At 28.7% G+C, this 16,381-nt stretch carries 13 protein-coding genes; 4 read left to right on the top strand and 9 right to left on the bottom strand.

Annotated features, from left to right (window positions below; genetic code table 11):
* Positions 1-24 precede the first annotated feature (24 nt).
* The 5 genes from Bmayo_RS03445 to Bmayo_RS03425 form a co-directional block, all read right to left on the bottom strand.
* Positions 25-1,926 carry a methyl-accepting chemotaxis protein gene (locus Bmayo_RS03445; RefSeq protein WP_075552332.1) on the bottom strand — a complete coding sequence of 634 codons (1,902 nt, stop codon included), beginning with the start codon at positions 1,924-1,926 and terminating at the stop codon, positions 25-27.
* A 30-nt stretch (positions 1,927-1,956) separates the two neighbouring features.
* Positions 1,957-4,215, bottom strand: a complete 2,259-nt coding sequence (locus Bmayo_RS03440) for a methyl-accepting chemotaxis protein (protein ID WP_075552331.1) — start codon at positions 4,213-4,215, stop codon at positions 1,957-1,959.
* Between the two features lie 154 nt (positions 4,216-4,369).
* Entirely contained in the window at positions 4,370-5,296 is a 927-nt protein-coding gene (locus tag Bmayo_RS03435) for an ABC transporter permease (protein WP_075552330.1), read from the bottom strand.
* Positions 5,268-6,419 carry an ABC transporter permease gene (locus Bmayo_RS03430; protein ID WP_145924594.1) on the bottom strand — a complete coding sequence of 384 codons (1,152 nt, stop codon included), beginning with the start codon at positions 6,417-6,419 and terminating at the stop codon, positions 5,268-5,270. The genes Bmayo_RS03435 and Bmayo_RS03430 overlap by 29 nt, the downstream gene beginning before the upstream one ends.
* Positions 6,420-8,030, bottom strand: coding sequence for an ABC transporter ATP-binding protein (locus Bmayo_RS03425; RefSeq protein WP_075552329.1), 1,611 nt, complete (start codon positions 8,028-8,030; stop codon positions 6,420-6,422). It abuts the gene before it with no gap.
* A gap of 240 nt (positions 8,031-8,270) precedes the next feature.
* On the opposite strand from Bmayo_RS03425, the gene Bmayo_RS03420 reads away from it, so the two are divergent.
* The 4 genes from Bmayo_RS03420 to Bmayo_RS03405 are packed head-to-tail and all read left to right on the top strand — an operon-like array spanning position 8,271 to position 11,345.
* A complete protein-coding gene (locus tag Bmayo_RS03420; protein WP_075552328.1) occupies positions 8,271-8,933 on the top strand; it encodes an HAD family hydrolase in 663 nt (220 codons plus the stop codon).
* Positions 8,930-9,793: a hypothetical protein gene (locus Bmayo_RS03415; RefSeq protein WP_075552327.1), complete on the top strand. Its 864-nt coding sequence runs from the start codon at positions 8,930-8,932 to the stop codon at positions 9,791-9,793. The genes Bmayo_RS03420 and Bmayo_RS03415 overlap by 4 nt, the downstream gene beginning before the upstream one ends.
* On the top strand, positions 9,787-10,833 hold the full coding sequence (locus Bmayo_RS03410; RefSeq protein WP_075552326.1) for a hypothetical protein: 1,047 nt from the start codon (positions 9,787-9,789) through the stop codon (positions 10,831-10,833). Before Bmayo_RS03415 ends, Bmayo_RS03410 begins: the two co-directional genes overlap by 7 nt.
* Positions 10,830-11,345 carry a hypothetical protein gene (locus Bmayo_RS03405; RefSeq protein WP_075552325.1) on the top strand — a complete coding sequence of 172 codons (516 nt, stop codon included), beginning with the start codon at positions 10,830-10,832 and terminating at the stop codon, positions 11,343-11,345. The genes Bmayo_RS03410 and Bmayo_RS03405 overlap by 4 nt, the downstream gene beginning before the upstream one ends.
* A 40-nt stretch (positions 11,346-11,385) precedes the next feature.
* On the opposite strand, the gene Bmayo_RS03400 is transcribed toward Bmayo_RS03405, so the two are convergent.
* From Bmayo_RS03400 to Bmayo_RS03385, 4 genes are read right to left on the bottom strand one after another with little or no spacing between them, the layout of a single operon-like run.
* The gene (locus tag Bmayo_RS03400) at positions 11,386-11,826 is read right to left on the bottom strand and encodes a response regulator (protein WP_044052270.1); all 441 of its coding nucleotides are present in this window, start codon (positions 11,824-11,826) and stop codon (positions 11,386-11,388) included.
* A gap of 39 nt (positions 11,827-11,865) precedes the next feature.
* Positions 11,866-12,351: a chemotaxis protein CheX gene (locus Bmayo_RS03395; protein WP_075552324.1), complete on the bottom strand. Its 486-nt coding sequence runs from the start codon at positions 12,349-12,351 to the stop codon at positions 11,866-11,868.
* Between the two features lie 11 nt (positions 12,352-12,362).
* Positions 12,363-13,763, bottom strand: coding sequence for a CheR family methyltransferase (locus Bmayo_RS03390; protein WP_075552504.1), 1,401 nt, complete (start codon positions 13,761-13,763; stop codon positions 12,363-12,365).
* 7 nt (positions 13,764-13,770) lie between these two features.
* Positions 13,771-16,365, bottom strand: coding sequence for a chemotaxis protein CheA (locus Bmayo_RS03385; protein WP_075552323.1), 2,595 nt, complete (start codon positions 16,363-16,365; stop codon positions 13,771-13,773).
* Positions 16,366-16,381 lie beyond the last annotated feature (16 nt).

Below are 16,381 nucleotides of genomic sequence, written 5' to 3'. Positions count from 1 at the left end.
AGAGAAGATTTTTCAATCTTATACTTACTTTTCGATCTTGAAGTAATCAACAGATTCTTTTAAATCTTTTACACTCTCTAACATTTTTTCAGACATTGCAGAAAGCTCTTCGCTGCTTGAAGCTGTAGTCTGGACTAACTGACTAACCTGCTCTATTGCATTTTTAAATTGTTCTATTTGAACGCTTTGCTTAGAACTTTCATTAGAAATATTTTTCACAAGTCTGGCCGTTTGCTCCATACCAGGAACTATTTGTTCAAAATTTTCCCCAGCACGACTTGCAACAGTTAAGCTTCTGTTTGCAATATCAATAATCTCTCTTGCTGATTCTTTGCTTTGATCCGCAAGCTTTCTAACCTCAGCAGCCACCACTTCAAACCCCTTGCCTTTTTCTCCTACTCGAGCAGCTTCAATCGAGGCATTTAAAGCAAGCAAATTAGTTTGTCTTGTTATCTCATCAATAATTCCAATTTTTTCAGTAATAACAGTCATTGCCTCAATGGCTTTAACAACAGATTTATGCCCCTCTTTTGTCCTTTCATTAGTATTAACAGCAATTTTTTCAGTAGTAGATGCATTTTCAGTATTCTCAGAAACACCTTGTGATATTTGCTCAATATTTGCTGTCATTTGCTCTAAAGTAGAGGCCTGCTCAACAGCTCCAGAACTTAAATTTTGGCTTGCATTTGCTATTTGAATAGCATTTTCATAAAGATAATCTAGATTTTCAATGACTCCTTTTGCAACTGAAGAAAAATTAGTTCTCAATTGCTCAAGACCTTCGTACAAGCTATACAACTCTACACTATCCCATTTACCAAAATTAAAATCAGCAGTAAAATTACCAGAAGCAAGTCGCTCAGAATATTCCAATATCTTATTCAAAGAAGAGCCCAACTTTTTCACAAGATAAAGAGTTGCAATAGCAAGAATAAGCAATGTAAATGCAAAACTAATGCCTAAGATTAAAGATGTAACTCGCGACATGTAATGAAAATCATCTTCTGAGGTTCTTATTAAAAGAATAAATCTATTATTAGACAAGTTTAATAACACCTTTTGACTAATTCCCACATATTTTTTACTGCTATTAGGATCATAATAATAAACGGTTGAAATTTCTTTATTTTTTTGTAACAAATCTTCAGATGTTTTCTTAATAATATTGGAATAAGAGGCACTAATATCAGTCAAAACATCGCCTGGCAATACTGTATGATGAACTAATAATCTACCCGTAGTATCATAAGCTAGCGCACGACCGCTAAAGAGTATTCCAAAATTAATTCCTCTAAAAGACCTATATATATAATCCATTGAATAAAAAAACATAAAATAACCAAAAATATCGCCTGTGCCAAAATCTCTTAATGGTATACCTATTAATATGTAAGGAATCTGGCCTTTTTTATTTTTTATCTTGGAGATATCCTTAACTAAAGACTCCTCAATAGACCCAGGATCTGCCAACATGACAAAGGAATTATAAACAATGCTTTGAGACTCTTTAAGTTTTGTAAAATATTCTCTATCGCCAATAGATTTACCAAAATCACTATTATCCTTAACAGCCGTAGTAAAAACTATTTCACCTTCTTTGTTTGTAACCATCATATTACTACCGGTTTGAATAAGAATTTCAGATTGATCTGAAATAAAACCTAGCCTTTTAGATTTAATTTTACTATCCCCATTAAATTTTTCAGCAGAATTGAAATACATAGAACTAACCCTAACTTTCTCTTCCATTGAAGAAATATAAAGGTTAAAAGAATTTTTAATGTTTCCAATAAGATTTATCATAAGATCAAACTGCTGATCTACCAATTTACCATTAATCAACATTCCAAAAATAAAAAACAGAATTGATATAAAGAATGCTATAAGAATAAGAACAAGTAGCAACATCCTAGCTTTCAGCTTCATACTAACCACCTCTTTCACAAAAAATAAATTCTAAAACTCTGAAAAATCATCATCGAAATTTAAATCCTTATCAGCAATATCGATAGCTTTTTTAGGATCAACTCGCTTATTAATAGTTCTTACAGAAGGCTCGCTCTCAATATCTAAAGAATGATTATTATGCCTACTGCCATTTAAAGTCGAAATTCCATTACTTTTCAAATTTTTATTTTCATCTTTAAAAGAATTTTCAAGACAATCCATTAACCTGAAATCATAATCGTCTTCTTCCAGATTCTCAATAGTAGAATCTTTAATTTTGAAAAACAATACAGATTTTCTAAGCTCTTTAGACTTCTCCAACATTTTATCGGACATGCTAGAAAGTTGCTCACTACTTGAAGCTGAAGACTGAACAACTTCTCCAACCTGATCTAAAGCCATTTTAAATTGAGCAATCTGATCGCTCTGCTTAGAGCTGCCTTCTGAAATCTTTTTAACAAGATTAGCTGTTTCTTCAATTTCAGGTAACATTTCTTTAAAGATCACCCCTGCTTCAGTTGCTACCCTAGAGTTATCTTCAACTAACTCTCCAATCTCAAGAGCTGAAATTTTACTTAGATCAGCTAACTTTCTAATCTCGCTAGCCACAACAGCAAATCCTTTTCCTTCATCGCCCGCTCTTGCAGCTTCAATAGCTGCATTCAAAGCAAGTAAATTGGTCTTTCTGGCTATTTCTTCAATAACGCTAACTTTCTCTACAATGTCTTGCATAGCAATAACAGATTCTTCTACAGCCTTACCACCTATATGAGAATTTTCATTTGTCTTTAAAGCTATTTGTTCTGTTTCATAAGAATTATTGGCGCTCATATTGACACCTGAGGCTATTTGCTCAACATTAGCTGACATTTCTTCAAGAGCAGATGCCTGCTGTAACGCACTAGAACTTAAATTTTGACTTGAGCTGGCAACTTCTAAACTTGCCTTATTTACATAGCTAATATTTCTCAAAACACTTGCAATCGCTACAGAAATAGCCTTTTTCATTTTCACAACCTGAAGACTCAACATTCCAAGCTCGTCAAAAACATTATCATCATCAAGAGCATAATCTTTATCTAAATTCCCTTTAACCATATCTTGAACTAAAACTCTAATTGCATTTAATCGGAAACTAATAATCTTATCTATTCTTATTAAAAGAACAAGGCTTAATACAACAATACCTAAGACAGAATATAAGATATATTGAAATCTTAGACTAGATATTACTCCATAAATATCTTTATAGGGAAGTCGAGCAATAAGCACCCCGCTCTTATCTCCTAACTTACTACTTATGGGCAACAGTGCATAGTAACACTCTTCTTCCATTTCGGATAAAAATATTCTATCAATAGTGTAAACCGACACTTCAGTAGAAACATTTGATGAAAGAGGCGGCTTAGAAAAAACATCTTTAAGAACATTTAAAAATTTAGAACTAACTCTACTAGTTTCATTGTATTCTTCAAAAGGATTAACTGCTATATTATTAGGATCCACATAAATAAAATTGCCTCTTTTATAAAAACCGAATCTAAATCTATCAAAACTATCTGCTAAAACATCATTAAGCAGATATCCAGCCAAATACCCACAAACAAGTTTATCTTCTGGAGAGTATACAGGCACAATTATTGCAAAAGCCTTTTTTTCGCTTTGTTTAGACCTAATAGCAACTTCTGCAGATATTCCTTCAGAAAGATTTGAATACCAGCCTATAAATTTTAATTGGTGTTGCTTATAATCCTCAACAGCTTTTTTAAAATAATTGGTATTAGCCTCAGAATGACCAAAATCCATATTATTCTCATGTCTTGTGCTAACAATTATTCTCCCTTCAAAATCAAAAAAAGCGAATTCTTCAAAAAAGGTATCATTCTTAAGATTGGACATAAAATTGTATAAGTATTGTCGGTATTTTTTACTTACCTTTACAGAATCAATAACAAATTTTGAATTTTTTCTTAAATCTACCAATTCAGACTCAGAGAAATCTTTTCCTCTATTCTCAGAAATTGCAAATTCTGATATGGTTTCAAGCGCCAAATTAGAAGCTGCGCCATTTATTATGACATACAAGGTGTCTAAAAAAGATTGCGTAGAAAAAGCTGCTCTTCTAACTTGAGCTCTTGTAAGTTGTTTATAATAATCTTCTAAATAACCGCATAAAACAAAATTAAAAATCATGGAAAAAAGTAATAGTATAAAAATTAAAAACAATAATAAAAATCCAACGAACCTGTATTTAAGCTTCAACAACATAATAAACCACCTCATAAATCATCTACTTACTTAATCAAACAAACTAAAGACTAAAGAGTATCAAAAAAAAACTTACAGCAAAAAATCAAAAACTCTTAAAAAATTAAAAGAATTTTAACAATATGAAAAACAACTTATAAGCTATTATTGACTGCTAATACTTTTTATAAGGTATTCCTAAAAACTTAGGCGCATAATTTCTTTTTGAAAAAAAGATAAGACTTAAAACAATAATTAAATATGGAGCAATAATTAACATTTTGGGAGACATTATTAAAGACAAAAAAGGCGATTGAGCTAAAACAATTGCTAAAGTTTTCACAAATGAAAACAAAAAACTACCCATTAAAACTCCCAAAGGCGTCCATTTTCCAAAAATTAACATTACAATAGCAATAAAACCTTGTCCACCTGTAACCCCTTGCACATAACTTGATGCAACCACTGTTGTAAGAACAGCGCCTGAAACCCCTGCTAAAAAACCACTCAGAAGAACACAAAAAAATCTAATTTTATTTACACTAACTCCAACAGACTCTAATACCTCTGGATTTTCACCACTAGCATTAATTCTAAGCCCAATTTTAGTGTATTTGAAAATAATATGAAATAAAACCACACCTAGGATTGCAATGTATACAGAATATCTTTTGCCAAAAATCTGGTAGATAAAAGATGTTTTGTTTAAAATTCCATCAAAAAGTATCGGCAACTTTATTTCTATAGGCGGAGTTGAAATAGAAGAAAAAATCAAAGTACTTATAAAAATAGCAATAGTAGGTCCTAAAAAATTAAGTGCCATTCCAGTTATAATTTGATCTGATTTTAAAAAGATTGTAAAAACAGCGTGCAAAATGGCAAGCACAAGCCCCGCTAGTCCGCCAGCAAAAATTGAAAACAATGGATCATTTGTAAAATATGCAACCGTAGCTCCTGAAAATGCTCCTATTGTCATTATTCCTTCAAGTCCAATATTAATAATTCCACTTTTCTCGCTTATAAGACCCCCAAGACCAGCTAAAATTAAGGTTTGAGAATTTATTAGAGTTTCACTAATCAAGAATATTATTGTATTTGACACGCTTAACACCTTTTAAAACAATTTTATTTAAAAAATAGCTAGCAGAAATTACAAGAACAATTATTCCCATCATCAAAGATACAATTGAAGATGGAAGGCCCATTAAACTTTGAACCCTGCTGCTTCCATAAAGTAATATAGAAAAAAGAATGCTAGAAAATATTATGCCAATTGGCGAATTGTTTCCCATCAAAGAAGCAGCTATCCCATTAAAACCAATTCCTTCCATATAAGAAAGCTTAAATATAGCTTTATTAACACCCATAATCTGAATAGCACCAGCAAGACCTGCAACAGCTGCTGAGAGAAACATTGAAAAAATTAGCACAACCTTTACATTAATTCCCATACATCTTGAAGCTTCAATATTACTTCCTGTAGCACTTATTTTAAATCCAATAATAGTTTTATTAAGCAAAAACCATATTAAAATAGCAAAAATTATACCTAAAATTATTCCAAAATGAAGAGGCGCTTTTAAAAGCTCATTAACAAAAGGATGAGAAGATCTATAAGCAAGCCCTTCTGGTGAAAGCTTCCAAGAGCCTAAAAAATCAATATATGCACTTTCTTTAATGGGCTTTGAAAAATCACTATTATCTCTTTTAATAAAACTAAAATCTAAAATTATATTATTTAAATGAAATAATATCCAATTAAACATTATTCCTGAAATCACTTCACTAATATTGAATTTAGCTTTTAAATATCCAATTAAAATTCCCAAACTACCTGATGCTAAAAAAGTAATAACAAAAACAGTAATTACATGTAAAATTGGAGGCAAATCAAGGAAAACTGATGCTATTAAAGCAACAATAGATCCTAGTATAAACTGACCTTCAACCCCAATATTAAAAAGACCTGCTTTTAAAGAAATGCCAATAGAAAGACCTGTAAAAATCAAAGGAGCTGCATAACTTAAAATATAACCTAAATGTTTGGGAGAAGAAAATATAATCTCCAATATTATAAAATACATTCTAAAAGGAGAATGCCCAAGCCCCATCACCACTAACCCAACAATTAAAAATCCAACAAATAGGGCAAAAAAACTAACAAATGCTGAAGAATTTAAAAACTTCAACATAAATTTACTGAATACGTTTTTACTAATTGTCATTTAGCTTAAACCTATCATCATTTTACCAATAACATCAATATCAAAATTGTCTTCTAAAATACCCACTATCCTTCCACCATGCATTACAGCTATCCTATCACAAACATTAACAAGCTCATCAAGTTCAAGAGAAACCAATAAAACAGATCTACCTGCATCTCTTTGCTCTATTATTTTTTTATAAATATTCTCAACAGCTCCAACATCAAGACCTCTTGTGGGCTGAATAGCTAAAAGAATATCTGGCTCTAAACTAATCTCACGAGCAACAATAACTTTTTGCTGATTGCCTCCAGATAAATACTTTACCTTATTTAAGGTATCTCTTGGTCTAATATCAAAATAATTTACAAGTTGATTGCTCAATTTTTTTAAAATATTAAGATCAAACCCCACAAATTGTCTTTTAATCTTATCAAATTGTCTTTTAATAAAATTGAAAAAATTAAATTTTAAATCAAAATTACTCTTTGAATGAATTTTTTTTAACCTCAAATAATCAGGATTATCAAAGCTCTTAAGTCCAATATTTTGCATAACATTAAATTCCAAAATAAGACCATGCCTTTGCCTGTCTGAAGGAATGTTGCCAATTTTTTTATCTATTATTTGTTTAATCGTTAAACCTTTTAAAGATTCTAAATTTCCTGAAGAATTTTTTTTAAAAATATCGCCCTTAAATATGCTTTTCAACCCCAAAATTGCATCAACTAAATCCTCCTGACCACTCCCCTCAATACCTGATATCCCAAGAATTTCTCCATTTCTCAGATCAAGATTAACGTCTTTAACTTTTAAAACACCTCTTTCATCTTTAACACTTAAATTCTTTATTTCAAGCACATTAAAATGATTTTCAAATTTAATTTTAGATGATCGAAGCGCAATCTCTTTACCTATCATTAATTTTGTAAGATCTATGTCATCAATCTCAGCAACATTAACAGTTTTCACAACCTTCCCAAGACGCATAATTGTGCATTTTTTTGCAATAGATCTAATTTCTTTTATTTTATGAGTAATAAGTATTACAGTATGACCCTCTTGAGTGAGTACCTTTAAAATATTTATAAAATCATCAACTTCACTTGGAGCAAGCACTGCTGTAGGTTCATCAAAAATAATAATATCTGCATTTCGATAAAGAACTTTCAATATCTCTATTTTTTGTTCCATACCAACACTCAAGTCTTCAACCTTTTTTTCTAAATCTATCTTTAAACCATACTTTTCTGAAAGATAACTTATCTTTTTTCTAGCTTGTTTGTAATCAAGAAAACCAAATTTTGAATTTTCATATCCTAAAATAATGTTTTGAACAGCAGTAAATTGTGGAATCAACATAAAATGTTGAAAAACCATTCCAATCCCATTTCGAATAGCCTCGCTTGAATCCTTAAAGTTTATTTCTTGACCTTTTAAAATAATTCTACCACTATTTACTTGATGAATCCCGTAAATAGTCTTCATTAAGGTAGTCTTTCCAGCACCATTTTCTCCAAGAATAGCATGAACTTCACCTGCCTTAAATTTAATAGAAACATTATCATTAGCAATAAAATCGCCGTACTTTTTTGTAATATTTTCTAATACTAATACATCTTCTTTCATTAAGCTTTAATCCTAATAAATATCAAAACAAATGACTTACAATATTCTATTCTAATGAATTATAATAAAACTTAAAGTTTATATTTTCAATAGCATTTTAAATTTTAATAAACAAAATTAATTATCTATAAAAATTAATTGCTAGTAAATAAAAAATGCTTAAAATATAAAAACCTTAATAAAGACAACAAATTAATGCTAAAATAAAAGAATAAATAAACTATTATAAAAGAGAGTACTATGAAAATCAAAGCCTGTATTTTTGATATGGATGGAACCCTGGTAAATAGCATCATGGATATTGCATTCTCAATGAATTCTGCTCTTTCAAACTTAGGATACAATCAAATAGAACTAAGCAAATTCAATACTCTTATTGGCAGAGGATTTACTAAGTTTGTAATAGACACTCTAAAGTTATTATCTCTTGAATATAATAATCCTAATTTACAAGACAAACTTTACAAAGAATTTGTAAAAGAATACAATAAAAACCTTTCATCTCAAACACAACCATACGAAAACATAAAAACCCTTCTAAAAAATATGAATAAGCTTAACATTCCAATTGGAATTTTAAGCAATAAAAACCACGAAGAATTAATAAATTTAGTAAAAAATATTTTTGAAAATATATTTTTTTTTGAAATCAGAGGCTATTCAAAAAAATTTCCACCAAAGCCAGATCCTGAGAATGCCCTTGATATGATATTAGAATTAAATATCCGAAAAGAAGAAATTGCATATATTGGAGACAGCGATGTAGACATGCTAACTGCACTAAACGCCGGATTTATACCAATAGGGGTTTCTTGGGGATTTAGAAGCGTTCAAGAACTAAAAGAAAATGGAGCAAAACATATAATACACAAACCACTTGAACTATTGGGCCTAATCAAATGAATGCAAAGCCATATTTTCCTTACCTATATCATTATCTATTCAATCATGAAAGCATAAAAAGTTTATCTGCTATAGAAAAAGAAATTGAAATGCTCAACTATTTAAAAGAAAACAAAAAAACTATTACTACATTCATTAAAAATGATTTTGAATCAGAACTAAAAGACCTAATTCAATACGTCAAAGATAAAACAGATATAATGATTACTCCATTTGTTTTATCTGGCATTGAAGCTATTGATTTTAACATTGTAAAGCCTCTTTTTACCAAAGAATTGACAAAAAACGACTTAAATTTGATATTTAACTTTGTTAAAGTCAACTCGTCTTTAAGAAAAGAATTCTTTTATAATTTTAATACTATAAGCAACGGATACATTACTTTTTATATAAATAAACTATTTGAAGGAAAAAACTCTTATACAATATACTTAATACAAAAGGAAAATAAAGCACTTTATTCATCAGACATCATAAAAAATTATATAAAGATATTGCTTCTCTTAAAAGTATTGGTAATTAAATACTGCTTTGAAAAAGGAATAGAGCTTACTATCAAAAATATTGAATCGACTTCAAAAGCAATAAGCAATGATACCGATTTTCTAGATGAAAAAACAGCCAAACTCATAATTGAAAGCTTTTTTAAATATGAGACTTTACAAACAATGTCTCCAATTTCAACATTAATTGCCATTTTTTCAGCTAGGGCAAGAATTCCAAAATACAAAAACAATCCGGTCAAAGGTTTTATTGGGTATGATGAAAGTTGGTTTTCAATAAAACAGTCAGGCTCTAAAGAATATGATTCAAGAATAATTAAAGAATTATTAGAAATAGCCAAGGGAAATAAATGGTAAAAAAATTTTCAATTTTTTTAAAAGCAATAATAATTTTTTCAATATTTGAACTTTTAATCGAAGAGCTATCAATAATTCTTTTCTTGCCATACAAAATACGATTTGCACTAATATTTCTTGGTTTTTTATTTGACACAATTTTTATTTTCATTTTTTTATACAAAATAACCAAGGCTTACCTTTCCAAAAGATTAGAAATCTACGTCAGAAACAATCTATTCTTCGATATAATTCACTGTCTTATCCCTTTAGCATTTTATAGTTCGTATCAGCTTAAAAACATAATTGTTGATCATGAAACAATATTAAATCCAATAATGCTATCACTTTTCAAACTAAGATTTTTAAGACTTCTTAGGTTTAACGACCTAATAATAGAAATATATTACAATTCAAAAGAAAAGAACCTAATACTAATAGCATTTGCTAGAACATTTTCAATGAGCTTATTAATACCATTTACATTTTTTATAATAATATCAAGCTCAAAAATTGTAAATTCAATGCCAGAAAAACAAGAATTTAATATTATTAAAAATATATCAATAATAAATGAAAAAGCTTACATTAAAGAAAAATATCCCTTCATATTAATAATCAAGGAAAAAGATGACATAATATACTCAAAATCAGACGAAATATTTGTTTACTACAGCCCTAGTGAATACAGAGTAATAGAAATAGAGAAAACAAAATTTTATATAGATAAATATTTACAAAGAAAAAGCGATTCTATTCTTGGAATTTTTCTATTTACATTGTTTGCATCATTTACTATTTTTTTAATGAATTTTTATAAATTTTTTAAAGCAAGCTTTTTAAATCCCATTATTTTAATGACAAAAATTTTACAAGATCCATTAGAATATCGAAAAATTCAAATTCCTTTTACCTTAAGCGAAGAAAAAGTATATGAACTTGCAAAATTATTTAACAATCTTTTACTAAAAGAAAAACTAAATTCAAAGAGAAAAAGTAAAATACCTTTAGAAATTGAAAAAGTAAAAAAAATAATTAATAAAAACCAGGAAATAAAATGAAAATTCAAATAATTATAGTACTACTTATATTGTTAGATTTTCCACTTAATGCTAGACTTTTGAACATCTCAATTGAAAAAAGAGCAAGCGAAGAAATAAAAAAATATTCTTCTTACAATTTAATTTTAGAAAAAGAATACTATACTAATTTTCCAACAAGCGAAATAGAAAAAAATATTTATAAACTAACCGAGCATTTTGTAAAAAGCATAATGCTCAATAAAGCTGACTATAACTTATTAAATTCAAACTACAAAGAAGCAAATAAATATCTAATTGAAAGCGAACTTATTGATAAAAAATTTTTAAAATATAAAATATTTAAAATTAAAAATATAAATGGGATTTTTAAAAGCTATTCACTAATATACACAAAAAAAGGATTTTACAAATTAGAGCTTTACATAGAAAATAATACAGAACCTATAAAAATATTCAACCTTAACATTACTTATTTTTTAAAGAATTTAGATAAAATAAGTAATGAAATGATTTTTTCCCCAAAGGAATAAAAATAATAAAATTAAAGCTTGAACTTTTTTTGTAAATAATTTATTTAACAAATACAGACATTACTCTTTGAAGAACCTTTGCCCTATCTAATGGTTTGACAATAAATGTTTTTGCTCCTTTTATTAAGCAATCCTTAACTAATTGCTCTTTGCCTAAAGCGGATATCATTATCACTCTAGCATTTTTATCAAATTCCATAATATTAGAAAGACAAGTTATTCCATCCATTTTGGGCATAGTAATATCAAGGGTGACAATATCAATATTAGGATAATGATTCTTGTATTTTATCACAGCCTCCTCTCCATCAGCTGCCGTGTCAATAACATTAAAACCCTCTGATGTAAAAATTTGAGTAAGCTGCTTTACGGTAAAAACAGAATCATCAACAATTAAAACGTTAAAAGGAATGCCTGTGTCATAATTGATTCCTCTAGGCTTAGATGAAGAATCTGCAGCAATTGTAGTCTTTTGGATCATATTAACCTCTCTTTTCTAATAAAAAGATTTTTTTTCATATCAAACCCTCTCTCTTATTGCAATATTAACTTCTATAATTTTACCATCAGGCAAAGAAAAAGGAACAATTAAAGCCTCAGAACCTTTATTACTTATTTTCATATTTTCTCCATAAATAAAAGCTGGCGGAGTTATATCAAATACAAAACCTTTAGCATGTAAGGTAGTAACAAAATTTCCAGCAATAATGTTGCCAACCTCAGTGAGAGTTGCAGCGACCATCTCTTTTGTTTCCTCATCATCAAAATTATCATACTCTTCAAAATTTAACTTAGAAGCAACAAAAAGAGCTGTTTCTATATCCATATCAATAATTATACTACCCTCAACAGACCCAGCAAGTCCTACTATTACAGAAACACCTTTTATCTTTTGATTTATTGACTTAAGCCCGGGTTTACCCATTTCTATATTCTCAACAAGCAACATATCTCTTAAAACCGAAGAAGCAGCATCCAAAAATGGCTCTATATAATCTATTCTCATTAATTTCTCCTTTAGACTTTCCTGTACAGGTTAAAATATTTTGTGGATTTCTCTTTTATAAAAACATCATTATTTTTAAGTTCTTCGTTATCTCCCAAAACCAAAAGAGCCCCTTTAATAGTTTTGGAAGCAATGATATTTAAAATTAAACTCTGATCTTTACTATCTAAGAAACATAAAACATCTTTTAAAAAAACCATTCCCAAATTATCAGGCAAATCTGAAAAAAGAGCATCGGAATATTCAAACAAAACATTACTTAGAATTTTTGACTTAAATTTATAAACTCCAGAACTTTGTTCAAAAGAGTTCCTACGATAAATTTCACTAATACCAATTTCTGACTCTAAAAACATCAACCTAGAAGTTTCAACAACTTTTGATAAATCATTATCAATAGCTACCAACTTAAACGGCTTTACATAATATTCAGACAAAGCATTGGCTAAAGCCATAGTTTCTTTTCCACTGCCACAACCAATTTCCAATACATTAAAAATAGAATTTAAGTTATCCATAAAACTTAAGCGATTCTTAACAATTTCATTTTTAAATTCTTCCAAAAAATCAGCTCCCCACAAATTTCCCGATGATTTTGAATAAAATTCATTTAAAAAACTATCGTAAGGCAAGTAATCAGCATCAACCATATTAAATTTTACTCCAACTTTTTCCAAAAACACATCATTTACCAAAGAAGCATTAAACGAATATTTCAAAAGATTTTTTTTAATATTTTCTAAATTAAAAGTTGAAGCATTGTTTAGAGTTGAATTTTCATTGTTATCACCATTTTTTGAAAAAACATTATTGGAAAAATCACTTTTACAATTCTCTAGCATGTCTAAATTATCACAATCGCTTACAAAGTCACTTTTTTCAACAAAATTTTGACCGGGTTTTAACACCTTTTCTTCTTCGCTATAATTAAAAATTTTTAAAACATTAAGAAGTATATAAAGTTTTTCGTTATAATCTACAACACCTTTTATATAGTTTATTAAAGAATCTTGAGATAAAACTGGATGTGGATCTTGAATAAGGCTAGAATCTATTGAAAAAACATTATTAATTTTATCAACAATTACCCCTATAAGAAGGTCTTCGTTTTTTAAAACCATAATATCTTCAAGATCTTTTTTATTAAATTCTAAATTAAACATTATTCTAAGATCTATAATAGGAATTATTTCGCCCCGTAAATTATCAAGCCCAGCTACATACTTTTTAGCATTTGGAATATAAGTAAAATTACTAGATTTTCTAATTTCTTTAACCTGCATAATATCTACTAAATAATGATCCGATCCAAGCTCAAAAGAAACAACCTTAAAATCAAAATTAGTCAATTTAGAATTACAATCTTTATCATCTAAAATTTTGGGTCCAAAATAAATTTCTTTTATTTGCACAAGAAATTCACTCCTTAGTATTCTTTTGTAAATCAAAAAGTTTAAAAACATCAATTATTAATACAACCTTACCATTACCAAGCGTAGTAGCCCCAACTATACCCGTGCTTGATGAAAATTTATCCTTAATTGGCTTTACTACAAAATCTTCCTCACCAAGAATAGAGTCTACAACAATTGCTGTCTTTACGTTGCTAGTATTAACAACTATTAAAAATTTTTCTATTAATGAATCATCTCTTGTTATGTTAAAAAGTTTATCAAGCCTGAGAACAGAAATGACCTCATCTCTTAAATTATAAACTTCATGATAATTCTCAAGCAATTTTATATCATGCTCGGTTATTCTATGAGTTTCAAGAACATTATTCAAAGGAATAACATAAGTCTCGGGCCCTGACTTTACTAAAAGGCCTTGTATAATTACTAATGTTAATGGCAACTTGATTTTAAAAATTGTTCCAAGACCAATTTCTGATTCCACTAAAATAGTTCCATTAAGCTTTTCAATGCTTTTTTTCACAACATCAAGCCCAACTCCTCTACCTGAAAGGTCTGTTACTTGAACTGCTGTTGAAAACCCAGGAGAAAAAATTAAGTTAATAAGTTCAAAATCAGAGTAAATTGCATCTTCTTTTATTGTTCCCTTTTCAATTAATTTGCGCCTAATGACCTTTGGATCTATACCAATCCCATCATCTTCAATCTCAATTGATATTACATTGCCTTCATTCTTAGCACGCAAAATTATAGCACCTGCTTTGCTCTTTCCCTTTTTAACTCTCTCTTCAACTGTTTCAAGGCCATGATCCATTGAATTTCTAACACAATGCATCAAAGGATCTACAAGATCATCTATAACAGACTTATCAAGCTCGGTTTCCTCTCCTTCCATTTTAAGATTTACAATCTTATTTAATTTCTTTGAAAGATCTCTTACAACTCTTGTAAACCTTGAAAATATATTAGATATTGGCAACATTCTAGTTTTTAAAACACTCTCATGCAAATCTGTAATTATTCTAGATAGTCGTCCAGAAGTCATTTTAAAATTTTGAAGAAGTCTAAAAAAAGAATTTCTCAATTCAGATATATCATTAAGAGCCTTTTCCATTTTAAGACTCATCAAAGAATTAATATGTGATTCAATCTCATCTTCTAATGTTAAGCCTGCATCTTTGAAAATTATCTTTAAATCAATTAAAAAGTTTCTCTGAAAGCTTTCTTGATAATCGTAAAAATAATTAAAATTATAAAATAATGTAATCATTTCTGAATTTATTTGATTATAAGATGATTTACTTATTACAGCCTCACTGACAAGATTTAATATGTAATCTATTTTTTTACTATCTATTCTAATTAAATTAACACTAATTGGATTATTTTTCTTAATACTTTTATTTTCCTTAATAGGTGCCTCATCATTTTCTTTTAGACCTACATTCTTTAAAGATTCTAAATTAATATTTTTGATTTCAAAATGACTAACAACATCTGGTAAATTAATCTTTTTAGCAATACTGTCTGCACTGGTATTTGATATTAAATAATATATTACAAAATCAAAAAACTTATCTGCCAATAATTCGCTAGAATCTGGAAGAGACTTGAAAATTTTACCAAGACTTTTTAATGCTTGAAGCATTTGAAGCCCACTAATCGTAGCCATAGGATTGTCTTTTGCAAAATCCAATCTAACTTTAAATAACTTTTGATTTTCAACTTCAAGCAATAAATCAGAAATCTCATCCTCTGTAAAATCAAAACTATCAGTTAAAACAAGATTGGAATCTGAATCAACATCTTTAATCTCTTTATCTGCAAGCTTTTTTAATTCTTCTTCTACGTTAAACTCATCAACCAAATAGCTTTCAATTAAACTCAAAGAATCTAAACTTTTTTTCACGCCCGCTGTATCTGAATATATCAGATAATAATCTACTCTTGTTAAAAATTTATCCTCTATGATTTGCTCATATTTAGGAATTGTATGAAGCACGGACCCTAAATTTTTTAAAATATTAAATATTTTTAATCCACCATTTTCAACTTCAGAATTAATATTTGAATTAAAAATAACACTAACCCTTAAAACCTTTTGTCCAATTCCCAAGCCTTCTCTTATTTCTTCAAGATCTGATTTTGAAAGACAAAAATTATTTTTAGTTGAATTTTCTTCAAATCTCTTAATACGAGTTTGATCATAAATTGCTAAAAATTGCTTTAACTTGCTTTTAAGATCACTTATATCATTCAAATAAACCTTGCCATCAATACGAAGCGCAAGCATTTCCTTAATAATATCTAATGAGCTTAAAAGCAAATCAACAAGATCATTATTTATATTTACTTTGCCATCTCTAATAGCATCAAAAACATCTTCAACAATATGAGTAAAATCAGATAGCTCCATCATATCAAGAGAAGCAGAACTTCCCTTTAAAGTATGGGCTGCCCTAAATATTTCATCAATAGTATCAGAATTATTAGGATCATCCTCTAATGACATAATATTCTCTTCAAGAATATCTACAAGGTTTTGAGCCTCTTCAAAAAAAACCCCTAAAAGCTCTTCATTTTCCAAATCTAATATTTCCATACTATTTCCTATTACT

It is taken from the genome of Borreliella mayonii (assembly GCF_001945665.1).
In the GTDB taxonomy this organism is placed as follows: Bacteria; Spirochaetota; Spirochaetia; order Borreliales; family Borreliaceae; genus Borreliella; species Borreliella mayonii.
This window is presented reverse-complemented; position numbering and strand designations above follow the sequence as displayed.